Source organism: Azospirillum sp. TSO22-1 (assembly GCF_003116015.1).
Lineage (GTDB): Bacteria > Pseudomonadota > Alphaproteobacteria > Azospirillales > Azospirillaceae > Azospirillum.
Genome location: NZ_LGQZ01000117.1, coordinates 13,477 through 37,461, shown reverse-complemented (window position 1 = coordinate 37,461; position 23,985 = coordinate 13,477). Strand labels below are relative to the sequence as shown.

20 protein-coding genes are annotated in these 23,985 nt (G+C 70.9%); 14 read left to right on the top strand and 6 right to left on the bottom strand.

The window, feature by feature from the left end:
- Position 1: 1 nt before the first annotated feature.
- Positions 2-730 carry a 4Fe-4S dicluster domain-containing protein gene (locus TSO221_RS26805; RefSeq protein WP_109121571.1) on the bottom strand — a complete coding sequence of 243 codons (729 nt, stop codon included), beginning with the start codon at positions 728-730 and terminating at the stop codon, positions 2-4.
- Entirely contained in the window at positions 727-3,540 is a 2,814-nt protein-coding gene (locus TSO221_RS26800; RefSeq protein WP_247878289.1) for a molybdopterin oxidoreductase family protein, read from the bottom strand. The genes TSO221_RS26805 and TSO221_RS26800 overlap by 4 nt, the downstream gene beginning before the upstream one ends.
- 179 nt (positions 3,541-3,719) lie before the next feature.
- On the opposite strand from TSO221_RS26800, the gene TSO221_RS26795 reads away from it, so the two are divergent.
- Together TSO221_RS26795 and rodA are read left to right on the top strand one after the other, a co-directional pair.
- Positions 3,720-4,328, top strand: a complete 609-nt coding sequence (locus tag TSO221_RS26795; RefSeq protein WP_109121569.1) for a cupin domain-containing protein — start codon at positions 3,720-3,722, stop codon at positions 4,326-4,328.
- A gap of 92 nt (positions 4,329-4,420) precedes the next feature.
- Entirely contained in the window at positions 4,421-5,590 is a 1,170-nt protein-coding gene (gene rodA, locus TSO221_RS26790) for a rod shape-determining protein RodA (RefSeq protein ID WP_109121592.1), read from the top strand.
- Positions 5,591-5,788: 198 nt separating this feature from the next.
- Here rodA and TSO221_RS26785 read toward each other — a convergent pair whose 3' ends face one another.
- The 3 genes from TSO221_RS26785 to TSO221_RS26775 all read right to left on the bottom strand — a co-directional run bounded on the left by TSO221_RS26785 (position 5,789) and on the right by TSO221_RS26775 (position 8,339).
- Positions 5,789-7,096, bottom strand: coding sequence for a hemolysin family protein (locus tag TSO221_RS26785; RefSeq protein WP_109121568.1), 1,308 nt, complete (start codon positions 7,094-7,096; stop codon positions 5,789-5,791).
- A gap of 28 nt (positions 7,097-7,124) precedes the next feature.
- On the bottom strand, positions 7,125-7,781 hold the full coding sequence (locus tag TSO221_RS26780; protein ID WP_247878288.1) for an exopolysaccharide biosynthesis protein: 657 nt from the start codon (positions 7,779-7,781) through the stop codon (positions 7,125-7,127).
- Between the two features lie 129 nt (positions 7,782-7,910).
- Positions 7,911-8,339, bottom strand: a complete 429-nt coding sequence (locus tag TSO221_RS26775) for a response regulator (RefSeq protein WP_109121566.1) — start codon at positions 8,337-8,339, stop codon at positions 7,911-7,913.
- Positions 8,340-8,457: 118 nt separating this feature from the next.
- Between TSO221_RS26775 and TSO221_RS26770 the strand changes: the two genes are divergently transcribed.
- On the top strand, positions 8,458-10,545 hold the full coding sequence (locus tag TSO221_RS26770) for an ATP-binding protein (RefSeq protein ID WP_247878287.1): 2,088 nt from the start codon (positions 8,458-8,460) through the stop codon (positions 10,543-10,545).
- Between the two features lie 71 nt (positions 10,546-10,616).
- Entirely contained in the window at positions 10,617-11,216 is a 600-nt protein-coding gene (locus TSO221_RS26765) for a transcriptional regulator (RefSeq protein ID WP_109121564.1), read from the top strand.
- On the opposite strand, the gene TSO221_RS26760 is transcribed toward TSO221_RS26765, so the two are convergent.
- Positions 11,217-11,711 (bottom strand): helix-turn-helix transcriptional regulator, encoded by a 495-nt coding sequence (locus TSO221_RS26760; protein WP_109121563.1) that lies wholly within the window; start codon positions 11,709-11,711, stop codon positions 11,217-11,219. It lies immediately after the preceding gene.
- A 409-nt stretch (positions 11,712-12,120) separates the two neighbouring features.
- Between TSO221_RS26760 and fliF the strand changes: the two genes are divergently transcribed.
- Genes fliF through TSO221_RS26710 form a run of 10 tightly spaced genes read left to right on the top strand, consistent with a single transcriptional unit; the run spans position 12,121 to position 23,985 of the window.
- Entirely contained in the window at positions 12,121-13,788 is a 1,668-nt protein-coding gene (gene fliF / locus TSO221_RS26755; protein WP_109121562.1) for a flagellar basal-body MS-ring/collar protein FliF, read from the top strand.
- Between the two features lie 11 nt (positions 13,789-13,799).
- Complete coding sequence (locus TSO221_RS26750; protein WP_109121561.1) at positions 13,800-14,534, top strand: FliH/SctL family protein; 735 nt, start codon at positions 13,800-13,802, stop codon at positions 14,532-14,534.
- A 25-nt stretch (positions 14,535-14,559) separates the two neighbouring features.
- Entirely contained in the window at positions 14,560-14,889 is a 330-nt protein-coding gene (fliN, locus tag TSO221_RS26745; RefSeq protein ID WP_109121560.1) for a flagellar motor switch protein FliN, read from the top strand.
- Positions 14,886-15,794, top strand: a complete 909-nt coding sequence (locus tag TSO221_RS26740) for a MotA/TolQ/ExbB proton channel family protein (protein WP_109121559.1) — start codon at positions 14,886-14,888, stop codon at positions 15,792-15,794. Before fliN ends, TSO221_RS26740 begins: the two co-directional genes overlap by 4 nt.
- A 1-nt stretch (position 15,795) precedes the next feature.
- The gene (locus TSO221_RS26735) at positions 15,796-17,295 is read left to right on the top strand and encodes a sigma-54 dependent transcriptional regulator (protein ID WP_109121558.1); all 1,500 of its coding nucleotides are present in this window, start codon (positions 15,796-15,798) and stop codon (positions 17,293-17,295) included.
- 23 nt (positions 17,296-17,318) lie between these two features.
- Positions 17,319-19,475, top strand: a complete 2,157-nt coding sequence (gene flhA, locus TSO221_RS26730; RefSeq protein ID WP_109121557.1) for a flagellar biosynthesis protein FlhA — start codon at positions 17,319-17,321, stop codon at positions 19,473-19,475.
- 40 nt (positions 19,476-19,515) lie between these two features.
- Positions 19,516-20,586 (top strand): GTPase, encoded by a 1,071-nt coding sequence (locus TSO221_RS26725; protein ID WP_109121556.1) that lies wholly within the window; start codon positions 19,516-19,518, stop codon positions 20,584-20,586.
- Positions 20,583-21,410 (top strand): MinD/ParA family protein, encoded by an 828-nt coding sequence (locus TSO221_RS26720; RefSeq protein ID WP_109121555.1) that lies wholly within the window; start codon positions 20,583-20,585, stop codon positions 21,408-21,410. The genes TSO221_RS26725 and TSO221_RS26720 overlap by 4 nt, the downstream gene beginning before the upstream one ends.
- A 9-nt stretch (positions 21,411-21,419) precedes the next feature.
- On the top strand, positions 21,420-23,624 hold the full coding sequence (locus TSO221_RS26715) for a hypothetical protein (protein ID WP_247878286.1): 2,205 nt from the start codon (positions 21,420-21,422) through the stop codon (positions 23,622-23,624).
- Positions 23,625-23,637: 13 nt separating this feature from the next.
- Complete coding sequence (locus tag TSO221_RS26710) at positions 23,638-23,985, top strand: hypothetical protein (protein WP_109121554.1); 348 nt, start codon at positions 23,638-23,640, stop codon at positions 23,983-23,985.

Below are 23,985 nucleotides of genomic sequence, written 5' to 3'. Positions count from 1 at the left end.
GTCACCGCGTCAGCATCTTGTCGACCCAGCGCAGGAAGCGCCCGCCGCCGTGGTCGACCTTCGGCAGCTCGGCGCCTTCCGCACGCTTTCCGGGCCGGGGCGGCAGGTAGGTGCCGGTGGGGTTCTGGCCGAGGTCCTCCATCACCCGGAAGCCGCCGCGCTCGCGGCTGAGCTTCGACACGGTGGATTCCGGATCATTGAAGTCGCCGAAATGCCGGGCCTTGGTCGGGCAGGCCAGGACGCAGGCGGGTTGGCGCTCCTCCTCGCGGAGGTTGGCGTTGTAGATGCGGTCGATGCACAGCGTGCACTTCTTCATGGTGCCGTCGACCTCGTCCAGCTCGCGCACGCCGTAGGGGCAGGCCCAGGCGCACAGCTTGCACCCGATGCATTTGTCGTAATCGACCAGCACGATGCCGTCCTCGGCGCGCTTGAACGAGGCGCCGGTCGGGCAGACGGTGACGCACTGCGGCGTCTCGCAGTGGAAGCAGTTCTTCGGGAAGTGCACGGTGCGCCCGGCCCCCCCCTCCCCCGCCTCGTAGGCGAAGACGCGGTTGGCCCAAGCGCCGCGCTGGCCGGCCTGATAGGCGTTGACGTCGCCGAGCGGCGCCGGGTTGCCGCCGGCGTTCCATTCCTTGCAGCTGGTCACGCACGCGTGGCAGCCGACGCAGGTGTCCAGGTCAATGGCGAGCGCCAGCCGCTTCGGCCCGCGGGTCTCCGGCAGGCTGGTCATAGGCGATCCCTCACGCGCGGCGGCACCGGCAGGCCGGGAGCGCGCGGGATGGCGGCGAACTGCGGCTCGGCGAGCGTGGCGCCGGCCACCTTCTCGATCCGCACCCGCAGATCGAACCACGCCGCCTGGCCCGTAACCGGATCGGAGTTGGACAGCTCCTCGCCGGGCAGCCGCTCGGAGATCAGGTGGTTGAGCAGGAAGCCCTCGGTCGCCTCCGGCGCGTCGGGGGCGAGGTTCCAGGCGCCCGAGCGCTTGCCGATGGCGTTCCAGGTCCACACCGTGTCGGGGTTGACGCCGTCCATCAGCTTGACGCGCACGGTGATGGCGCCGTGGTGGCTGGTGACGCGCACCCAGTCGCCGTCCGCCAGCCCCAGCCGCCGCCCGGTGGCGGTGTTCACGTACAGGTGGTTCTTGCCGAGGATCTGCCGCAGCCACGCGTTCTGCGAATGCCAGGAGTGGTACATGATCATCGGCCGCTGGGTCAGCGCGTGCAGCGGGAACGCCTGCTCGTCCACCCGCGCGCCCTCGAAGGGCGGGTACCAGACCGGCAGCGGGTCGAAGGCGGCGCGCACCCGCTCGCGCAGCGCGTCCGGCGGCTGCACCGGGCCGTGGCCCTGCGCCGCGAGGCGAAACTTCTGCAGCGGTTCCGACCAGATCTGCATGACCATCGGCTTGGGCTCGGCGACGAAGCCCATGTGCACGGCGAAGTCCAGGTAGTCGCGGTTGGCGAACTTGTAGAACTGCTGGCCGGGCTCCAGCTCGTGGCTCCAGAAGCCGCCGTTGGCGACGTAGGCCTGGAGCTGGTCCGGGTTCGGCGCGCCGCGGCCGACGCAGTCCGCCTTCGGCCCGCGCCAACCCGCCAGCGGGCCGATGCCCGGCGAGCGCTCGTGGTTGACGATGTAGTCGGCGTAGTCCTTGTACTTCGGCGCGCCGTCCTCGGTCACCATGCTGGGCAGGCCGAGCCGGGCGCCGAGGTCGAGCAGCACCGTCTGGAAGGCGCGCACGTCGCGGTCGGGCTCGACCACCGGCTGCCGGATGGCGTCGGCCGGCCCCTCGGCCGAGCAGATCGGCCGGTCGAGCAGCGAGATGCAGTCCCAGCGCTCCAGGTAGGTGGTGTCCGGCAGCACGAGATCGCTGTACGCCACCATCTCCGAGAAGAAGGCGTCGGAGTAGATGATGCGCGGGATCCTGTACGCGCCGGTCTCGTCGGTATCGGTCAGCATCGCCATGGTGCCGGCCGTGTTCATCGACGAGTTCCAGCTCATGTTCGCCATGTAGAGGAACAACGTGTCGATGGGGTACGGGTCGCCCTTCCAGGCGTTGGCGATCACCATGTGCATGGCGCCGTGCGCGGCGAGCGGCGCCTCCCAGCTGTACGCCTTGTCGATGCGGATCGGGGTGCCGTCGTCCTCCAGCAGCAGGTCCTCCGGTCCGGCCGGGAAGCCCAGCGGCATGCCGCCCAGGGGTTTGCCCGGAGCGGAATGGCGGCCGGCGGGCTTGAGGCCGGGCGGGATCGGCTTGGGGAACGGCGGACGGATGCGGAAGGCGCCGGGACAGTCCACCGCGCCCAGCAGCAGCTGCAGCAGGTGGATGGCGCGGCAGGTGTGGAAGCCGTTGGAGTGCGCCGAGATCCCGCGCATGGCGTGCATCGCCACCGGCCGCCCGGTGGTCACCGCGTGCCGCCGCCCGGCCCAGTCGGTCCACGGGATGTCCAGCGCGATGGCCTCGTCGAAGGCGGCGTGCGCCAGCTCCGCGGCGAGGCGGCGGATCGTCGCCGCCGGCACGCCGCAGCGCTCCGCCACCGCGTCGGGGCCGCAGGCCGGGTCCATGTAGCGCTCGGCGAGCAGCTGGAACGCCGGCACGGCGGTGCGGCCGTCGGGCAAAGTGACGTTGCCCACCAGGGCGGGCGCCACGTCCGGCAGCGTGGCGTCCACCAGCACGTCCTTGCCCAGGTCGTGGCACAGCGGGTTGCCGTAGGCGTCGCGGGCGAACAGCCCGTCGTCCGCGGCACCGGGGGCGCGGATCACCAGCCAGGGCGCGTTGGTGTAGCGGACGAGGTATTCCAGGTCGATGCGGTCGGCGTGCAGCAGCTCGTGGATCAGCGCCATGACCAGCAGGCCGTCGGTGCCCGGCCGGATGCCGATCCACTCGTCCGCCACCGCGGAATAGCCGGTGCGGATCGGGTTGACCGACACCACCTTGGCGCCGCGCGCCTTCAGCTTGCCCAGCCCCGTCTTGATGGGATTGGAATCATGGTCCTCGGCGACGCCGAACATCAGCAGGTACTTGGTGCGCTCCCAGTCCGGCTCGCCGAACTCCCAGAACGAGCCGCCCACCGTGTAGAGCCCGGCCGCCGCCATGTTGACCGAGCAGAAGCCGCCGTGCGCCGCGAAGTTGGGCGTGCCGAACTGCGCCGCCCACCAGCCGGTCAGCGACTGGCTCTGGTCGCGCCCGGTGAAGAAGGCGAGCTTCCTGGGATCGGTGCGGCGGATGTCGCCCAGCCATTGCGCGGCGAGGCCCAGCGCCTCCTCCCACTCGATCTCGACGAAATCGGCGGAGCCGCGTGGGCCAACGCGCTTCAGCGGCTTGCGCAGGCGGGCCGGCGAGGTGTGGTTCATGATTCCGGCCGCGCCCTTGCCGCAGATCACGCCCTTGTTCACGGGATGGTCGGGGTTGCCCTCGATGTAGCGGACGCGCCCGTCCTTCAGGTGCACGCGGATGCCGCACCGGCAGGCGCACATGTAGCAGGTGGTGTGCTTGACCGCGTCGCTGACGGGCGGCGACAGCGCCGCATCCGGGCCGCTGGGCACCCTATCTCCCTGGACCATTATTTTCTCTACTTATTACGTAGGCAATTATAGCCGTCTGCCATGCCGGTGGTCAATCGCCACATTGAACGAGTAATTTTTGCAGTTTTCCTATATCAACACCGATGATAGCGTTGATTGAATGACATATCACACGAAACAACCGCACAGGAGACGCGGCCATGACCTTGGGCACCAGCACGACCGCACCCCGTCCCGATGCACCGCCGCTCGACGACGGGTTGGCGTCCGTCGTCGCGGCGAACGTCCGCAGCTTCCGGCTGCGCCAGGGCCTGTCGCTCGACCTGCTGGCCTCGCTGGCCGGCAGCGACCGTGCGACGCTGGAGGCGCTGGAAGCCGGCGGTGGCCAGCCGACCATCGAGGCGCTGTGGAAGATCGCCAAGGCGCTCGACGTGCCGTTCTCCAGCCTGCTGAGCAGCGTCGGCAGCGGCGGCACCACAGTTATCCGGCGCGCCGAGTCCTCGCCGCTCGCCTCGGACGGCGGCGGTTTCACCTCGCGCGCGCTGTTCCCGCTGGAGGGCGAGCGGCAGGTGGAGTTCTACGAGCTGCGCCTCGCCCCCGGCGCCCACGAGGAGGCCGACGCCCACGCCGCCGGCACCACCGAGAACCTGCTGGTCTCCAGCGGTGCGGTGGAGGTGGTGACCGGCGATGGCGCGTACCGGCTGTGGCAAGGCGACGCCATCCAGTTCGACGCCGACGCGTCGCACGCCTACCGCAACGTCGGCGAGGAGGAGGCGGTGCTGTACTTGGTGATGACCTATATCCTCTGAACGGTGCAAATGCCCCGGATCGGTGGCCTTCCTGGGGCGCGGGCGCGGACGGCTTTACCGCGGGGGTGGTCCTGGTGCAGTATCCGCGCGCCATGGCCGCACTCCTTCAGAACCACTCCGGCGGGCTGTCGCCGCAACGCCCGACGCTGACGCTCGGCGCCAAGATCCGCATGATCAACTGGGGCCTCGTGCTCCTGATCTGCACCATCTCCGGCGTCGGCATCGCGCTGCTCTACTCGGCCGCCGGCGGCCAGTGGGATCCCTGGGCGAAGGCGCAGCTGGTGCGCGCCATGCCCGGCCTCGTGCTGATGCTGGGCATCGCGCTGGTCGATATCCGCATCTGGATGCGGCTGGCCTATGTCATCTATTTCGGCGTGTTCATGCTGCTGGTGGCGGTGGAGGTCATGGGCCACATCGGCATGGGCGCGCAGCGCTGGATCAACCTGGGCTTCTTCGTGCTGCAGCCGTCGGAGCTGATGAAGCCGGCGATGACGCTGGCGCTGGCCCGCTACTTCCACGGGCTGACGCTGGAGCAGGTCGGCCGGCCGCTGATGCTGATCCCGCCGATCCTGCTGGTGTTCACGCCGGTGGGCCTCGTGCTGCTGCAGCCGAACCTGGGCACCTCGCTGCTGCTGATCCTCGGCTCGGGCGCAGTGTTCTTCACGGCGGGCGTGCGGCTGTGGAAGTTCGCCATCGCCATCGGCGGCGGGCTGGCCGCCATCCCGATCGGCTGGGAGTTCCTGCACGACTACCAGCGCAACCGCGTCTACACCTTCCTCGACCCGGAGCTGGACCCGCTCGGCAAGGGCTACAACATCATCCAGTCGAAGATCGCGCTGGGCTCCGGCGGGCTGTTCGGCAAGGGCTTCACGATGGGCTCGCAGAGCCAGCTGATGTTCCTGCCGGAGAAGCACACCGACTTCATCTTCGTCGTGCTGGCCGAGGAGTTCGGCATGGTCGGCGCACTGACCATCCTCTTGCTGTACTGCCTGCTGCTGGTCTATGGCGTGGCGATCGCGCTGAGCTGCCGCAACCAGTTCGGCCGACTGGTCGGCGTCGGGCTGACGACGCAGTTCTTCCTCTACATGTTCGTCAACGTCGCCATGGTGATGGGCCTGATCCCGGTGGTCGGCATCCCGCTGCCGCTGGTGTCCTACGGCGGCACGGCGATGATGACGCTGCTGGTCTGCGTCGGCTTCCTGCTCAGCGTGTCGGTGCACCGCGAGGTGCGGATCTCGCGGACGGGGGTCAGCGAGTTCTGAGGTCCCGCAGGTCTTCGTGCCGGGGGCAACCCGGGCACACGGATTGCACGGATTGCGGCACGGATTACACGGATTTTTTATGCTTGCGGCGCTGAGGTCTACCCGCAAGCCATTGCTGTGCACGAATAAAAAGATCCGTGTAATCCGTGTTCTGATCCGTGCAATCCGTGCATCCGGGTTGCCCGCCACAACAGGATCTCACGGCTCCTCCGGCGGCAGGTCCACGCGCTGGATCATCACCTTGTCGATGCGCCGGCCGTCCATGTCCACCACCTCGAAGCGGTGGCCGCGCCAGACGAAGTGCTCGGCCGCGATGGGCACGTGGCCCAGGCGCTCCAGCACGAAGCCGGCGAGCGTGTGGTAGCCGCCCTCCCCCTTCAGGTCGGGCACGCCGACGCGCGCCTCCACCTCGTCCACCGGCAGCATGCCGTCCACCAGCCAGGAACCGTCCTCGCGGCGGATCACAGCGCCGTCGGCCTCCTGCCCGGCCTCGGGCAGCTCGCCGGCGATGCTCTCCAGGATGTCGGTGAGGGTGACGATGCCCTCGACGCTGCCGTACTCGTCCACCACCACCGCCATGTGCACGGTGGACTGCTTGAACAGCTCCAGCAGGCGCAGCACCGGCGTGCCGTCGTGCACCATCAGCGGCTGCACCAGCGCGCCGCGCAGATCCATCGCCCGTCCGCGCAGCGCCTGGTCGAGCAGCGCCTTGGCCGACGCGATGCCCAGCACCTCGTCCACGTCGCCGCGGCAGACCGGGAAGCGGGAATAGCCGCTGTCGCGGATCTCCGTGGCAATGGCTTCGGGCTTGTCCTCGGGGTCGAGCCACAGCACGTCCGGGCGCGGCGTCATGATGGCGCGCACCGTGCGGTCGGCGAGGCGCAGCACGCCCTCGATCATCTGGCGCTCGGCCGGCTCGAACACGCCGCTCTGCGTGCCCTCGGCGATGAGGGTCTTGACCTCCTCCTCGGTCACCGTCTGCTCGCGCGTGGTCGGCAGGCGCAGCAGCCTCAGCAGCGCCTCGGTCGAGGCGCCGAGCAGCCACGCCAGCGGCAGCGCCACCCGCGAGAGGCCCTGCATCGGCCGGGCGACCGCCACCGCGATGCCCTCGGCGTTGACCAGCGCGAGGCGCTTGGGCGCCAGCTCGCCGACGATCAGCGACAGGTAGGTGATGCCGGCGACCACCAGCGCGAAGGCGACCTGCTGGCCGTACGGCGCGATCCACGGGATCTGGTCCAGCTGCACGCCGAACCGTTCGGCCAGCGTGGCGCCGCCGTAGGCGCCGGCGACGATGCCGATCAGCGTGATGCCGATCTGCACGGTGGACAGGAAGTGGCTGGGGTTCTCGGCCAGCTCCAGCGCCGCCTTCGCCCCCCTGGCCCGGCGCCCGTTCTCGGCGAGCTGCTGCAGCCGCGCGCGCCGCGCCGACACCACGGCCAGCTCGGACATGGCGAAGAAGCCGTTGACCACGATCAGCACGACGATGACCAGAAGTTCCCAAACCATGACCGGTGCCGCTTCCCCCTCTTGTCTCTCAAGCCGTGGCCAAGCCGACGAGCATCAGCAGGCCCTGCGCGAATCCGAACACCACCGCGGCGACGATGGCCAGCGCCACCAGCCCCGCCACCAGCCCCGCCACGATGAAGGCGCCGTCCTTCTCGATCAGGCCGAGCGCCATCAGCGCCAGCGCGAAGGCCGGCGGCTGGTTGCCGAAGACGATGGGCAGCGCCAGCACCCCGGCCAGAACAACCATGGCCGCGCCGATGAAACGCTCGGCGACCGGCGACGTCAACGCCGGCAGCCGCGCGCGCAGCAGCCGGCCCTCGATCCACTGCATGCGCGGATGCGCGCGCCGGAGGACGTTCAGGAAGCCCTCGCGCTCCATGCTCGCGGCGGCGAGGCGGCGCGGCAGCCAGGGCTGCGCACGGCCGAACATCAGCTGCGCGGCGATCAGCACGATCGGCAGCCCGGTCACCGTGGACAGGCCGGGCACCGGCAGCACGTTGGGAATCGCCAGCAGCAGGATCATCGCGCCGAACGCCCGGTCGCCGAGGATGCGCACGAGATCGCCCAGCGCGATGCGCTCACCGTGCTCGTGGGCGAGGAACTCCTCCAGCAGTTCGGACGCGCGGGCGCGGCGCTCCCCCTCAGGGCTGGAAGCGGGGGCGGATATGGGTGGGTCTTCGCTCACTGCGCTCCCAGCGGTTGCGGGTGCGGCGCACCCCATGCCAGTGCGGTGCACAAGGAATGATCCCCTGTTCTACCGGATCCCCGGCGGGTTGACCAGCCGCCAGCCTCAGCCTTTTCGTCGGGCCGCCCCCTACCGCCCCTTCTGCACCGCGAAGCTCAGACGCTTGGTCAGATCCGACTTGTTGACCGGCTTCACCAGATAGCCGGAGATGCCGTAGGCGATGGCGCGCTTCACCGTCTCCGCCTCGCGGTGGGCGGTCAGCACGATCACCGGCAGGTCGGTCAGCGGCGCGCCGCCGGAGGTGCGCAGCGCGTGCAGCAGGTCCAGCCCGCCCATGCGCGGCATCTCCAGGTCGCAGATCACCAGGTCGATCCGCTCGCCGTGCTGCTTCAGCAACTCCAGCGCGTGGACGCCGTCGCGCGCCTCCCACACGCTGCGGACGGCGAGGTCGTACAGCATCCGCGACACCGCGGTGCGGGTGGCGGAATCGTCCTCGACCAGAAGGATGCCGAGGTCGTGGACGGACTGCGGCGCGGCGCTCTGCGGATCGGCCATCATGGTGTGTCGTGCCCGGCTCTCTCCCGTTCTCCGCGTGCATGGTACGGCGCGCGGAACCCCGTGGCAATCGCGGGCGCGAACGCTTATGGTCGTGTCCTTCGACGAACGACGGCCACGCGTGGACCACACCCCCTCCCCTTCCCTGCCGCACGCCGCCCTGCCGCAGGATGACGTGCTGACGCCGACGATGCTCGCCGAGGTGCTGGAAGCCACCGGCGCCGGCATCGCCGTGCTCGACGCACGCCAGGGCGGGACGCCGCTGGTCTACTGCAACCCGGCGTTCGAGGAGATGACCGGCTACACCGCGGCGGAGCTGGCGGGCCGCAACCTCGCGCTGCTGCGCGGCCCGGACACCGACCCGCGCACCGCCGACACGCTGCGCCGCGCGCTGGACGAAGGAACGCCGGCGGCGCTGGAGATCCTGAACTACCGCAAGGACGGCGCGCCGTTCTGGAACGCGCTGTCGGTCCGCCCGGTGCGCGACGCCGCGGGCGCGGTGCGCTGGCTGGTCGGCTCGTCGATCGACATCACGCGCCAGCGCCGCTCCGAGCAGGACCTGCGCGACGCCCAGGACCAGCTCACCCGCCTCGCCGCCGAGACCTTCGCGCTGGCCGAGGACCTCGACCGCGCCCGCGAGGAGGCCGATACCGCCCGCGTCGCCGCCGAGAACGCCAGCCGCGCCAAGTCGCGCTTCCTGGCCATGATGAGCCACGAGCTGCGCACGCCGATGACGGCGGTGCTCGGCATGGGAGACTTGCTGCTGGGGACGGCGCTGAACGAGCAGCAGAAGGGCTTCGTCAACACGTTGCGCTCCTCGGCCGACACGCTGCTGGATTTGCTCAACGACATCCTCGACTTCTCGAAGATCGAGGCCGGGCAGCTGGAACTGGAGGAGATCGACTTCGCGCTCGGCCGGCTGGTCGAGGACGTGGTGCAGCTGTTCCAGGTGCGCGCCGCCGCGAAGGGCCTCAGCCTGACCGCCTCCGTCGCCGACGAGACGCCGGCCTTTGTCCGCGGCGACCCGACGCGGCTGCGCCAGGTGCTGTTCAACCTGGTGTCCAACGCCATCAAGTTCACCGAGCGCGGCGGCGTCGAGATCTGCCTGTGGGCGCCCCACACCGCGGACGGCGAGGATATCCTGCTGCGCTTCGAGGTGGCGGACACCGGCATCGGCATGACGCCGGAGCAGCGGGGCCGCCTGTTCGAGGCGTTCGTGCAGGCCGACGCCTCGACCAGCCGCAAGTACGGCGGCACCGGGCTGGGGCTGGCGATCTGCCGGCACCTCGTGCAGGCGATGGGCGGCGAGATCACGGTGACGTCGGAGCCGGGCGACGGCTCGACCTTCGGCTTCTCGATCCGCGTGCGCCCGGCGCAGTCCGTCCCGCGGCGGACGCCGGACCTGAAGGACCCGGCGCCGCAGCCGGTGGTGTCGCTGCACATCCTGCTGGCCGAGGACAACGACATCAATCGCATGCTGATCTCCACCATGCTGACCCGCATGGGGCACCGGGTGGACGCGGTGGGCGACGGGCGCGCGGCGCTGGCGGCGCTGCAGGGGCGGAGCTACGACCTGCTGCTGCTCGACATGGAGATGCCGGTGCTGGACGGCGGCTCCACCGCGCGGGCGATCCGGCGCAGCGCCGGGCCGGTGGCGCAGATGCCGATCATCGGCATCTCCGCCGACGCCCTGCCCGAGCACCGCGACCGCCACATGGCCTGCGGCCTCGACGAGTACATGACCAAGCCGGTCGACTGGGAGGCGCTGGATACCCTGATGCTGGAGGTCGTCGGCCGGCCGCGCACCCAGCGCCCGGTTCCCGCCGCAGCCCCCCCGGCGGCCGCCGAGGGCTTCCTGGGCATCCCGCTGATCGACCGGGTCAAGCTGTCGGAACTGCGCCTGGCACTCGGTGCCGAGAGCCTGGAAGGCATGCTGCGCCTGATGCCGGAGGCCGCGCTGCGCGAGCTGTCGGCCATTCACGCCGCCTTCCAGGGCGACCGGCCGCGTGACCTGGGGCACGCGGCGCACACGCTGGCCGGGCTCGCCGCCAACTTCGGCGCGCCGCGGCTGGCCGCCGTCGCCCGTGCCGTCAACGAGCGGCACGCCGACGCCGAGACCGTCGCCGCGCTGCTGCCGCTGCTCGAACAGGCGGTCGCCGACACCAACCGGCTGATCGAGGATCCCGACGCCGTGCAGGGCGCGGCCTGACCTCCCCGATGGAGCGCTGGCCGATGGAGCGCCGGTTGTGCCCCACCGCCCCGCTCTGATACTCATGGGCGATGACACGCCGCCGCTCCGCCTCGCGCACCGTATCCGATCCCGACCAGTACGATCTGCTCGACGTGCCCGAGCCGACGGCCGTGCTGATCACCTATTCCGGCCGGGTCGTCGACCTGGAGAAGCCGGACTTCAGCCGCTTCGAGATCGAGGACGTGGCACGCCCGCTGGCCTTCCAGTGCCGCTTCGTCGGCAACACCATCCGCTTCTTCAGCGTCGCCCAGCACTGCCTGCTGGCCAGCCATCTGTGCCCGCCGGAATACGCCTACGACGCGCTGATGCACGACAGCGAGGAGGCGTTCACCGGCGACTGGCCGACGCCATGGAAGGCGCGCATCGGCCGCGAGGCGATCCGGCAGGCCATCGCGCCGATCAAGGTGGGCCTGGCCCAGCGCTTCGGCTTCCGCTACCCGGAGCCGAAACCGGTCAAGGTGGCCGACCAGCGCGCGCTGGCGACCGAGCTGCGCGACCTCTGCGCGCCGCACCGGGTCAACTGGAAGGACCTGCCGCCGCCGGCCCCCGATCCCATCGTGCCGCTGGGGCCGGAGGAGGCGATGGCGGCGTTCCTGGCGCGCTATCGCGAGCTGCGGGGCGAAGCCTGACTACGCCCGCCCCGCCACGTGCTCGCCACGCCCGCGGCGGCCCTGGCGGGCGGCGGCCGGCATCGCCTCGGCGTGGCCTTCGGCCTCGCTGGCGGTGGCGCAGCGTTCGGCCAGCTCGCGGATCGCAGCGCGCACCTGCGGGTCGCGGATGTTCTGGAAATAGCGCGCCAGCATCAGCGCCTCGCGCGAGCGCAGCGTGCCCTCGGACTCCGCCTCGGCGCCCGCCGCCTCGGTGTGCGAACGCCGCTCCTCCAGCCCCTCGAAGAACACCGAGACGGGCACGCGGAAGTAGTGCGCCAGCGTGAACAGCCGGCTCGCCGAGACGCGGTTGAAGCCGCGCTCGTACTTCTGCAGCTGCTGGAAGGTCAGCCCCAGCGCCGAAGCCACGTCGCTCTGCGATAACCCGGCCAGCATGCGCAGCTCGCGCAGGCGCTGGCCGACGAACACGTCGACCTCGTTGAGGCCTTCCTTCTTCTCACGGCCGCGCTTTTTCACAGCTGTCCCCCGTGTGCATCGTACAAACTCTTGAGGCTTCAACACCGGGCAACCCGTACGGGTTGCGCGTGCGGCGGCGATTTCTTAGCTATGCCCGTCTCCCGGGCCCGTCAACGCACGCACCGGCGAACTCGCCCGATGATACATGGCGTTCCGATGCGCGTACGCCAAGCGCGAAGGAGCGGCGCGAACGGCGCGCCCCCTTGAGTTTCCCCAGGACGGGGTAGGCAGAATTTGCCCAGTGCCCGGCAAATTCTGCCGACGAATTAACCCTTAATTCATCAAAACCTTCGCACACTGCCCACCGTGAAAATCCATCGGCGTGGTTTTTGCAATTCCGGCCACCCCTGGTCCGGCGGCTGCAAAGTCTCACCGGTGCGGACGCCGGCCGCTGCTCGGGGACAACCGCGTGAACAACCTGCTGCAGACCTTGCGCAACCTGGGGCCCGCCCGCCTTGCGGCGATCGGCGCCGTGGCTCTGCTGCTGATCGGCTTCTTCATCTATCTGACCACGCGCCTGTCCACCCCGGACATGGAACTGCTGTACTCCGAGCTGCCAGCCACCGACGCCGCCGCCATCGCCAAGAAGCTGGACGAGAGCAAGATCCCCTACGCGGTCGACAAGACCGGCACCAAGATCCGCGTGCCGGCCGACCAGGTCGGCGTGGTGCGCATGAAGATGGCGCAGGCCGGCCTGCCGTCCGGCGGCTCGGTCGGTTACGAGTTGTTCGACAAGGGCGAAGGCTTCGGCGCCACCAGCTTCATCCAGAACATCAATCACCTGCGCGCGCTGGAAGGCGAGATGGCGCGCACGGTGGGCACCCTGGCCGGCGTGCAGCAGGCGCGCGTCCACCTCGTGCTGCCGAAGCGCGAGCTGTTCGCCCGCACCCAGAACCCGGCGACCGCCAGCGTCTTCCTGAAGCTGCGGCCGGGCGCCCAGCTGTCGCGCGAGAACATCTCGGCGATCCAGCACCTGATCGCCGCCTCGGTGCCGAACCTGGAGCCCACCCAGGTCTCGATCATCGACGACAAGGGCAAGCTGCTCGCCCGCGGCGGCGGGGCGAACAGCGAAGACGTGATGATGGCCAACGCCGAGGAGAAGAAGCTCGCCTACGAGCGCCGCCTCGCCGCAACCATCGAGGACCTGCTGGGCCGCACCGTCGGCTACGGCAAGGTGCGCGCCGAGGTGTCGGCCGACCTCGACTTCGACCGCATCACCACCAACTCGGAGATCTTCGATCCCGAGAGCCAGGTGGTGCGCTCCACCCAGACGGTGGGCGAGACCAGCCAGAGCCAGGACCGCGACCCGCTCCAGCCGGTCACCGTCGACCAGAACCTGCCGACCGCGCAGACCGGCAGCAAGGACAACAGCTCCATCTCCTCGAACAAGTCGACCCGCAACGAGGAGACGGTCAACTACGAGATCAGCCGCACCACCAAGAACCACGTCCGCGAGAGCGGGCAGGTCCGCCGCCTGTCGGTGGCGGTGCTGGTGGACGGCGTCTACACCCCGGCCGCGGACGGCGGCCGGCCGACCTACCAGCCGCGCCCCGAACAGGAGATGGAAAGCCTGAAGGCGCTGGTGCGCAACGCCGTCGGCCTCGACGCGGTGCGCGGCGACACGGTCGAACTGGTCAACATGCGCTTCACCACGCCCGAGGACGAGTTCGCCAAGCCGGACGCGCTGTTCCTGGGCATGACGAAGGACGACATCTTCCGCGTCGCCGAGATGGTGGTGCTGGGCATCGTCGCCGTCCTCATCATCCTGCTGGTCATCCGTCCCCTCATCACGCGCGCCTTCGAGAAGGCCGACGCGCAGGAGGACGACGACATGGACAAGCTGCTCACCGACCAGAGCGGCATGCCGGCGGCGCTGGCCGGCCCGACCGGCGCGCTCGCGCAGGACCTGGCGCTGGAAGCCGCGCAGGCCGACGAGGAGCTGGAGCAGATGATCGACATCAACCGGGTCGAGGGCCGCGTGCGCGCATCCTCGCTGCGCAAGGTCGGCGAGATCGTCGAGAAGCACCCGGAAGAGGCGGTGTCGATCCTGCGCAACTGGCTCTACCAGGAGAGCTGAGGACGCCCTGAATGACCTCCGTCCGCAAGTTCCAGTTCGACGAGTCCTTCGACGTCGATTCCCACCACGGGCATGGCCACCAGGGCTACGGCCACGTCGAGGAGGAGATCGCGCCCGAGCCGCCGCCGCCGACCTACGGCGAGGAGGAGATCAACGCCGCCCGCGAGGCGGGTTTCCGCGACGGCATGGTCGCCGGGCACAGGGCCGGCGAGCAGAAGGGCTATGACGAGGGCCGCGCCGCCGGCCTGGAGGAAGGCGCAGCATCCGCGCGCGCCGAGGTCGAGGGCAGCGACGCGGCGCTCGCCGCCCACGCGCTCGACCGCATCGCGCAGGGCGTCGAGGCGCTGCTCGCCCGGTTCGAGGCGGAGAAGAAGGCGCGCAGCGACCAGCCGGTGCACATCGCGCTCGCCATCGTCCGCAAGATGATGCCGGAATTGGCGCGCCGACACGGGCTGGCGGAGATCGAGGGGCTGGTGCGCGCCTGCCTGACCGACCTGCTGGACGAGCCGCGCCTGGTCGTCCGCGTCGCCCCCGACACCATCGAGCTGGTGCGCCCGCACCTGGAGGAGACGATCACCCGCAGCGGCTTCGACAGCAAGCTGTTGGTGGTCGGCGACGCCGGCATGGGTCCCGGCGACTGCCGGATCGAGTGGGCGGAAGGCGGCGCCGAGCGCGACACCGCCGCCCTGCTGGCCGAGATCGAACAGTCCGCGCAGCGTCTGCTCGACGCCGGCGCGCTTCATTGATTGAGCTGAGTTCCGGAGAGTCTTGATGGCCAAGGACACCTTCTCCCTCGACGAGCTGGACCAATCCGGCCGCTCCGACCTGTCGGAGTACGACAGCGGGCTGGGGCCGGCGAAGGACCTCGAGGCGGTGTACGACATCCCCGTGCAGATCTCGGCGGTGCTCGGCAAATCGACCATGCAGGTGAGCCAGCTGCTCAAGCTCGGCCGCGGCGCGGTGGTAGAACTGGACCGCAAGGTCGGCGAGGCCATCGACATCTACGTCAACAACCGGCTGGTGGCGCGCGGCGAGGTCGTCGTCGTCGAGGACCGGCTGGGCATCACCATGACCGAAATCATCAAATCGGACCGCGGATGACCGCCACCCGCGAGACCACCCCCGAACTCCGCGCCCAGCGCCCACCGTCCTCCAAGGGGGCGGCCCCGGCCGAGCGGGCGGCGACCTCGCCGGCGCGCGCCCGGCCGCGCGGCCGGCTGGACGCCGCCACGCTGGTCGGCCTGGGCGCCGCCGCCGGCGTCATCCTGGTGGCGATGGCGTCGGGCGGCAGCTTGCGCGCCTTCCTCGACCCGCCGTCGCTGCTGATCGTGCTTGGCGGCACGCTGGCGGTGACCACCGCGTCCTTCTCCCTGGGCGACGTGGCGTCGGCCTGGGGCAACGCCGGGCGCATCCTGGTGCAGACCAGCTACGACCCGCGCGCCGTGGCGCGTCAGGTCATGCTGCTGGCCGAAGCGGCGCGCCGCGCCGGCCCGGAGATGCTGAAGAGCATGCTGCCCGAGCTGAAGGGCGAGCCGTTCCTGCACCGTTGCGTCTCCCTGATCACCGAGGGGCCGCCGGCCGACGACGTCGAGCGCATGCTGACCGCCGAGGTCGAGGCGGTCACCGCCGCCCGCGCCAAGAGCGCCGCCGTGCTGCGCCGCGCGTCCGAGGTGGCGCCGGCCATGGGGCTGATCGGCACGCTGGTCGGCCTCGTGCAGATGCTGGGAGGCTTGAGCGATCCCTCCACCATCGGCCCGGCCATGGCGCTGGCGCTGCTCACCACCTTCTACGGCGCGGTGCTCGGCAACGTGGTGCTAGCGCCGCTGGCCGCCAAGCTCGAGCGCAACGCCGAGAACGAAGCCCTGGTCCAGACCCTCTACACCATCGGTGCCGTCTCCATCGCCCGGCAGGAAAACCCCCGCCGGCTGGAGATGCTGCTGAACACCCTGCTGCCCCCCGGGCGGCGCCTGCAGTACTTCGACAAAGAATCCCCGAGGGGAGCGTAAGATGCGTCTTCTGATCGTTGGAACCCTGGAAGGGTACATCACCGCCGCCGGCAAGATCGCCATGCAGCGCGGCGCCAAGGTGTCCCACACCGACAGCATCGAGGGCGCGCTCAACGCCTTGCGGGCCGCCTGCGGCGCCGACATCGCGATGATCGACGTGAAGCTGGACGTCGCCACCTTCATCGACAGCCTGAAGGCGGAGCGGATCAACATCCCGGTCGTCGCCTGCGGCATCGGCACCGACGCGGCGGCCGCGGTGCGCGCCATCCGCGCCGGCGCCAAGGAGTACATCCCGCTGCCGCCCAACGCCGAGCTGATCGGCGCGGTGCTGGAGGCGGTGGCGGAGGAGAGCCACTCCATCGTCTGCCAGGACCCGGTGATGCAGGCGACGCTGCGGCTGGCCGACCAGATCGCGCCGTCGGACGCCTCGGTGATGATCACCGGCGAGAGCGGCACCGGCAAGGAGCTGATGGCCCGCTACATCCACCGCAAGAGCCGGCGCGCCAACGAGAGCTTCGTCGCCGTCAACTGCGCCGCCATCCCCGAGAACCTGCTGGAATCCGAGCTGTTCGGCCACGAGAAGGGCGCCTTCACCGGCGCCGTGGCGCGCCGCATCGGCAAGTTCGAGGAGGCCAACGGCGGCACCCTCCTGCTCGACGAGCTGTCGGAGATGCACCCGCGCCTGCAGGCCAAGCTGCTGCGCGCTATCCAGGAAAAGGAGATCGACCGCGTCGGCTCCTCGCAGCCGGTGAAGATCAACGTGCGCCTGATCGCCACGTCGAACCGCAACCTGGAGGCCGAGGTCAAGGCCGGCAACTTCCGCGAGGACCTGTTCTTCCGCCTGAACGTCTTCAACGTCCGTCTGCCCTCCCTGCGCGAGCGCCCGCTCGACATCCCGCTGGTGGCCGAGCATTTCATCCGGAAGTACTCGGAGGCCAACGGACTGCCGGAGAAGCCGCTGTCGCCGGACACGCTGCGGATGCTGATGGCGCACCACTGGCGCGGCAACGTGCGCGAGCTGGAGAACACCATGCACCGCGCGGTGCTGCTGTCGCGCGGCGACAGCATCGGCACCGACGCGATCATGCTGACCGGCGCCACGCTGGCGCCGGAGGGCACGGCGCAGGCGTCGATCCCCGCCGACTCCCCCGTCGCCAACCCGTTCGCCGGCCCCGCCGGCACGGTGCCGGCAGCGGCGGAACCGCCCCGTCCGCGCCTGCCGACCGGCCTGCCGGCCGCCTCCTACGCCCCGCCGCCGGGCACCGTGCCGCCGCCCCCGGCGACAGCGGGCCTGAGCGCGCTGGTCGGGCGCACGGTGGCGGACGTGGAGCGCGACCTGATCATCGAGACGCTGTCGCACTGCCTGGGCAACCGGACGCACGCGGCGAACATCCTGGGCATCTCGATCCGCACGCTGCGCAACAAGCTGAAGCAGTACAACGAGGAGGGCGTCCCCGTGCCGCCGCCGGGCGCCGAGGACCGCGGCGCGGCGTTCGGCTAACCCTCTAGAGGACCGGCACCGCCATGGCGCTCACCGAACACAATCCCGAACGGGCTTCGACCGGCGGCATGGCCGGCGGCGGCAACCTGGCCGCGCTCGGCGAGATGGTCGGGGTGATCAAGGCGTCGCTGAAGCGTGGCGACGTCGCCATGGCGGTCGGCATCATGATGATCATCGTCGCGTTGATCATGCCGATGCCGACGCTGCTGCTGGACTTCATGCTGGCGGTGTCGGTGACGGTGTCGGTGCTGATCCTGATGGTGGTGCTGTTCATCCAGAAGCCGCTGGAGCTGTCGTCCTACCCGACCATCCTGCTGATCACCACGCTGCTGCGGCTGTCGCTGAACATGGCGTCGACGCGCCTGATCCTCAGCCACGGCCACGAGGGCACCTCGGCGGCCGGGCACGTCATCGAGGCGTTCGCCAGCTTCGTGATGGGCGGCGACTTCATCATCGGCGTGATCGTCTACGCGATCCTGACCATCGTGAACTTCAAGGTCATCGTCGCCGGTTCGGGCCGCATCGCCGAGGTGGCGGCGCGTTTCACCCTCGACGCCATGCCCGGCAAGCAGATGGCCATCGACGCCGACCTCGGCGCCGGCATGATCGACGAGCAGACCGCCCGCAAGCGCCGCAAGGAACTGGAGGACGAAAGCGCCTTCTTCGGCTCCATGGACGGTGCATCGAAGTTCGTGAAGGGCGACGCGGTCGCCGGCCTGCTGATCATGTTCATCAACATCGTCGGCGGCGTTTCCATCGCGGTGATGCGCCACGACATGCCGGTGCTGCAGGCGCTCGACACCTTCACCAAGCTGACCATCGGCGACGGCCTGGTGTCGCAGATCCCGGCGCTGGTGATCTCGATTTCCGCCGGCTTCCTGGTGTCGAAGGCCGGAACCGGCGGTTCCACCGACAAGGCGGTGGTCGGCCAGCTCACCGGCTACCCGATGGCGCTGGGCATCTCGGCCGGCCTGCTGCTGATCATGGCGGCGCTGCCGGGCATGCCGTCCTACATCTTCCTGCCCGTGGCCATCGCCACCGGCTCCGCCGCGTGGTTCCTGCCGCGCTTCCGCCGCCGCCAGGAGCAGGAGCAGGAGCTGGCCGAGGTCCAGGCCGCCAGCGACGCCGCGCCGGTGGCGGAGGAGCCGATCTCCACGGCGCTCGCCATCGACCTGATCCGGCTGGAGCTGGGCTACGGCCTGCTGTCGCTGATCAACGCGCCGCAGGCGGGCAGCCACCGGCTGACCGACCAGATCAAGGGCCTGCGCCGGCAGGTCGCGTCGGAAGCCGGCTTCGTCATGCCGGCGGTGCGCATCCAGGACAATCTGCAGCTGCCGCCCAACACCTACGTGATCCGCATCAAGGAGATCGAGGCCGGCCGCGGCGACGTGCGCCCGAACATGCTGCTGGTCATGGACCCGCGCGGCGAGGCGATGAGCCTGCCCGGCGAGCAGACCACCGAGCCCACCTTCGGCCTGCCGGCGATCTGGGTCGAGACCGGCTACCGCGAGGAGGCGCTGTTCAAGGGCTACACCGTGGTGGACCCGTCCACCGTGGTGACCACGCACCTGACCGAGGTGCTGAAGGACAACATGCCGGAGCTGCTGTCCTTCTCCGAGACGCAGAAGCTGCTCGACGAGCTGGACAAGGCGCACCAGAAACTCGTCGCGGACGTCATCCCGGCGCAGATCACCGTCGGCGGGTTGCAGCGCGTGCTGCAAAACCTTCTTGCAGAACGCATCTCGATCCGGGATCTTGCGGCGGTCCTCGAAGGCATCTCCGAGGCGGCGGGGCAGACGCGCAGCATCACCCAGATCACCGAGCACGTCCGCTCGCGTCTGGCGCGGCAGATCTGCGACGCCTGCACCAACGAGATGGGCTTCATACCCCTCATCACCATGTCGCCGGAATGGGAGCAGGCCTTCGCCGAATCCCTGATGGGCGACGGCGACGACCGGCAGTTGACCATGGCGCCCAGCCGGTTGCAGCAGTTCATCACGGCGGTGCGCCAGACGTTCGAACGACACGCGATGATGGGTGAGACGCCTGTGCTGCTGACCAGCCCCCTGATCCGGCCGTACGTGCGCTCCATCGTCGAGCGCTTCCGGCCGTCGACGGTGGTCATGTCGCAGAACGAGATCCACCCGAAGGCCAAGATCAAGACGCTGGGGCAGATCTGATGACACGCGTATTTGCCCCTAGCTGGAAGGAGGTTCGGCCATGAGGCTGAAATCCTTCCACGCCAAGACGATGGCCGAGGCGATGCGGCTGGTCCGCCAGCAGCTCGGCGACGACGCCATCATCGTGGCGACCCGTGAGGAGGAAGGCGGCGGCGTGCGCGTCACCGCCGCGGTGGAGGAGGACGCCCACCCCTCCGAACCGGCGCGCGTCAACGCCGCCGTCGCCCACCGCCCGGTCGCGGAACCGGAGATCGACGTCGGCGAGGCGGTGGCCGACGCCCTGCACCGCCACGGCGTGCCGGCCTCGCTGGCCGAACAGCTGATCGACGCCGCCGCCGGGCTGGACACCGAGGACCCGACGCTGGCGCTGGGCGCAGCACTTGACGCCGTCTTCACCTTCCACCCCCTGGCCAACGGCGGCACCAGCCGCGCGGCGATGCGGCCGCTGGCGCTGGTCGGGCCGCCGGGCTCCGGCAAGACGCTGACCGTCGCCAAGCTGGCGGCGCGCGCCGTGCTGAAGAACCGCTCGGTCGGCGTCATCACCACCGACACCGTGCGCGCCGGCGGCGTCGACCAGCTCGCCGCCTTCACCCGGCTGCTCAAGGTCAAGCTGCATCGCGTCGAGGACCCGGAGGCGCTGGGCGGCGCCCTGGACTTCAGCCGCGGCAACGACCTGACGGTGATCGACACCGCCGGGCGCAACCCCTTCGACGCGGAGGAGATGGGCGACCTGCGCGCCCTGCTGGCCGCCGGCGACGTGGAGCCGGTGCTGGTGCTGCCCGCCGGCATGGACACGGTGGAGGCGGCCGAGACCGGGCTGGCCTTCAAGGCGCTGGGCGTCAAGCGCCTGCTGGTGACGCGCCTGGACGTGGCGCGCCGCTTCGGCAGCACGCTGACCGCCGCGCACCGCGCCCGCCTCGTCTTCTGCGACGGGACCGTGGCCCCGAAGGTGGCCGAGGGGCTGACGCCGCTGAACCCGGTGGCGCTCGCCCGCCTGATGATGCCGCAGCCGGAAAAGCCGGCCGCCAAGCCCGTGCCGGCCAAGGCCCGGGCAAAAACGAGAGAAACCAAAGCCGCTCACGCCGTGAGCTCGTCGAGGACCGCACCATGACCGAAAAGGTTTTCCCGGCGTCCGCGCCCATGGCCCCAGCCTCCAACGTGCGGCCCCTGCGCGGCAGGAACGTCATCGCCGTGGCCTCCGGCAAGGGCGGCGTCGGCAAGACGTGGTTCTCCATCACGCTGGCGCACGCGCTGGCGCGCATGGGCAAGAACGCGCTGCTGTTCGACGGCGACCTCGGGCTGGCCAACGTCGACATCCAGCTGGGCTTCCAGCCGAAGCGCGACCTCGGCCAGGTGATCGAGGGCACGGTGACGCTGCAGCGCGCGGCCGAGCGATTCCCCGACGGCGGCTTCGACATCATCGCCGGCCGCTCCGGCTCCGGCACGCTGGCGACGCTGCCCAGCCAGGCGTTGTCGTCCCTGCGCAACGACCTGTTCGATCTGGCGCGCGACTACGACTACGTGATCATGGACATGGGCGCGGGTGTGGACCGCACCGTGCGCACGCTGTGCGGCCCGGCCGGCACCACGCTGGTGGTCACCAACGACGAACCGACCTCGATCACCGACGCCTACGCCTTCATCAAGCTGACCCACGTCACCAACCGCAACGCCGACCTGCGCGTGGTGGTGAACCTGGCGCAGACGCTGAAGGAGGGCGACCGCACCTACGGCACCATCCTCAAGGCCTGCCAGAACTTCCTGAAGTTCAAGCCGCCGCTGGCCGGCATCATCCGCCGCGACCTCAAGGTGCGCGACGCCATCCGCAACCAGATCCCGATCCTCACCCGCTCGCCGGGCAGCGACGCCGCCAACGACGTGCTCCAGCTGGCGCAGCGTCTGGTGAAGAGCAAGGAAAGCGTGGAGAAGGCGTAAGGAGACCCGATGGGCAGCGCCGGCCCCATCCCGCCGCCGGTGACGACGACGCCGGTGGCCGCCCCGACGGGAAGCGCCGCGCCGGTGCTGGTCGGCGAGGCGGCGGCGGTGGTGCTGCCGGAGAAGCTCCAGGACCTCGCCCGCCCGGTTTCCCTGCCCGGCACCGTCGCCGGCACCACGCCCGAGGGGCTGACGCGCATCCGCACGTCGCTCGGCGACGTGATGATCGATCTCGCCGCACAGCTGTCGTCCGACAAGGCGGTCACCCTCCAGGTGCCCGCCGGCCAGCCGCCCGGCCGCGTCCAGGTCTTCACCAACGGACCCGCCGGCGCCGCGCCGAACGCCGCGGCGCCGGCGACGCCGCAGCCGTCGGCTCCCGCCGCCGCCCAGCAGCCGGCGGTGCTGGTCTCGGTTCCCACCCCTGCGCCCCCCTTGCCCGGCGCGGCGGTGCCGCTGTTGCCCGGCGTGCTGCTGCCGGCGCTGGTACTCGCCGCGGCCAAGCCGGCCGGCCCCTCCGCGGGAGTGCCTCCGACACCGCCGAGCACGCCGGCCGCGCCTCCGCCACCCTCCCCTGGGAACGCCACGCCGACGCCCGCCTCCGCCGGCGGCGCCGCACCGACCCCGACAGCCGCGCCGTCGCCCCAGCCGAGCGCCGCACCGCTGCCGTCCGGCCCGCCGGGCGAGGCGCCGGTGCAGTTGGGCGGCGACGCCGCGCACCGGGGCGCCGCGTCGCCGCAACCGAGCGGCACGCCCGACGCTCCGCCCGACACGCCGCCCCCGGCCAAGCCCGCGCCGCAGCCCAATCCCCAGCCGCCGGAGCCTGGGCCGGGCACGCCGCAGCAGGGCAAACCACAGCAAGGCGCTCCGCAGCCGGAACCGCCGCGCGCAGGAATACCGCCGCAGGGCAGTGCTCAGCCGAGCGTGCCTCAGGCCGGAACGCCCCAGACGGCAACGCCGACCGCGACGCCGCAGGCTGCCCCCCCGCCGTCGGTCGCGCCGCAGCCGGCCGCTCCCCAGGCCGGCACGCCTCAACCGCCCCAGACACCGGCGACGCAGCCGCAGCCGACAGCCCCGCCGCCAAGGTCTCCGCCGAAATTGCCGCAGCCGGCGCCGCTGCCCGGGGCGCCGCCGGCTGCCGCGCCGTCAGCCCCCGCGCCCCCGTCACCACAGCCCATCCCCGAAGCTCCAGCCGATGCCGCCCCGCGTCCCACTGCGCCCGCCCCTGCACCGGAGGCGCCGCCCGCAGCCGCTCCACTTGGCCGGGCGCCGGTGCTGGTGCAGGGAACGACGGTGGCGCTGAAGGTCGTGACCGTGGCGCCGCCGGGCGCCCCCCCTCCCCCGCTGCCCGCCACGCCGCCGGCCGCGCCGCTGCTGCAAGGCACCGTGGCGGGGACGACGCCGCAGGGGCAGCCGATCCTCGCCACGCCGCAGGGCATGCTGGTGCTGACCAACCAGCCGCCGCTGCCGCCCGGCACACAGGTGGTGGCGGAACTGGCCGACCCGTTGCGCGCCCGCTCCGCCGCCGCTCCGCACGGCCCGGAGCCGGCGCCGCCCGGCAAGGAATGGCCGGCGCTGCGCCACGTGCTGGAGGCGCTCGCCGCGCTCGACCCGGAGTTGGCGCGCGCGGTCGGCAACAGCGTGCTGCCGCAGCCGAACAAGAAGCTGGGCGCGGCGCTGACCTTCCTGCTGTCGGCCCTGCGCAACGGCGACGCCCGCGGCTGGCTGGGCGAGGAGGCGGCGTCGGCGCTGGAGCGCTCCGGCCAGACGACGCTGCTCCGGCAGATGGAGGAGGAGTTCCGCGCCCCCGCCCGCGCCGCGGCGGAGGCGCCGTCGGACTGGAAGCCCTACGTGCTGCCGATGCTGGACAACCAGACGCTCCAGGCCATGGAGGTGTACGTCCGCCCGCCCGACGCCGACGAAGGCCGCAGCGGCGGCGAGGAGCGCGAGGGCAAGGGCAACCGCTTCGTCTTCGAGGTGACGCTGAGCCGGTTCGGCCCGCTGCAGCTCGACGGCCTCGTGCGGCCGCAACGCTTCGACCTGATCCTGCGCAGCCACGCGGCGCTGCCGGCCGAGTTGCAATCCGAGCTGACCGAGGTGTTCGCCAACAGCCTCGGCTCCATGGGCTTTTCCGGCGCGCTGGCGTTCCAGACGGGCGCGCGCAACTGGGTGAAGCTGACCCGCGCCGGGCGCGCCGGCCTCGGCGTCACGGCCTGAGCGGAGGACCGCCATGTACCGCCGCGAGCGCCTGACCACCGCGCCCAACCCCGACGCCCGCCACGATTATCTGGTGACGCTGACCGGCGAGCCGCAGCCCGGCACGCGGCTGGAGCTGCGCTACGTCCCCGACCGCTGGGTGATCGACCCGGCCGGCTTCGCCGCCTACCTGGGCGAGCTGGCGGCGTTTCCCGGCGGGCTGGAAGCGCTGGTGCTGGCCGTGCTGGACGACGTCGGCAACGAGGCGGTGCCGCGCTGGACCGAGGTGCGCGCCGAGCGCGCCGGACACCGCGTGGCGGTCGAGGACCGCCAGCCGGGCTGGGACAACCCGCACCTGTTCGCGCGGATGGAGCGGTATTGA

Excerpts from the sequence above, each read along its gene's own strand:
- TSO221_RS26805 (WP_109121571.1), bottom strand. The coding sequence starts at position 730 with ATGACCAGCCTGCCGGAGACCCGCGGGCCGAAGCGGCTGGCGCTCGCC.
- TSO221_RS26795 (WP_109121569.1), top strand. The coding sequence starts at position 3,720 with ATGACCTTGGGCACCAGCACGACCGCACCCCGTCCCGATGCACCGCCG.
- rodA (WP_109121592.1), top strand. The coding sequence starts at position 4,421 with ATGGCCGCACTCCTTCAGAACCACTCCGGCGGGCTGTCGCCGCAACGC.
- TSO221_RS26785 (WP_109121568.1), bottom strand. The coding sequence starts at position 7,096 with ATGGTTTGGGAACTTCTGGTCATCGTCGTGCTGATCGTGGTCAACGGC.
- TSO221_RS26775 (WP_109121566.1), bottom strand. The coding sequence starts at position 8,339 with ATGATGGCCGATCCGCAGAGCGCCGCGCCGCAGTCCGTCCACGACCTC.
- TSO221_RS26765 (WP_109121564.1), top strand. The coding sequence starts at position 10,617 with ATGACACGCCGCCGCTCCGCCTCGCGCACCGTATCCGATCCCGACCAG.
- TSO221_RS26750 (WP_109121561.1), top strand. The coding sequence starts at position 13,800 with ATGACCTCCGTCCGCAAGTTCCAGTTCGACGAGTCCTTCGACGTCGAT.
- fliN (WP_109121560.1), top strand. The coding sequence starts at position 14,560 with ATGGCCAAGGACACCTTCTCCCTCGACGAGCTGGACCAATCCGGCCGC.
- TSO221_RS26740 (WP_109121559.1), top strand. The coding sequence starts at position 14,886 with ATGACCGCCACCCGCGAGACCACCCCCGAACTCCGCGCCCAGCGCCCA.
- TSO221_RS26735 (WP_109121558.1), top strand. The coding sequence starts at position 15,796 with ATGCGTCTTCTGATCGTTGGAACCCTGGAAGGGTACATCACCGCCGCC.
- flhA (WP_109121557.1), top strand. The coding sequence starts at position 17,319 with ATGGCGCTCACCGAACACAATCCCGAACGGGCTTCGACCGGCGGCATG.
- TSO221_RS26725 (WP_109121556.1), top strand. The coding sequence starts at position 19,516 with ATGAGGCTGAAATCCTTCCACGCCAAGACGATGGCCGAGGCGATGCGG.
- TSO221_RS26720 (WP_109121555.1), top strand. The coding sequence starts at position 20,583 with ATGACCGAAAAGGTTTTCCCGGCGTCCGCGCCCATGGCCCCAGCCTCC.
- TSO221_RS26715 (WP_247878286.1), top strand. The coding sequence starts at position 21,420 with ATGGGCAGCGCCGGCCCCATCCCGCCGCCGGTGACGACGACGCCGGTG.
- TSO221_RS26710 (WP_109121554.1), top strand. The coding sequence starts at position 23,638 with ATGTACCGCCGCGAGCGCCTGACCACCGCGCCCAACCCCGACGCCCGC.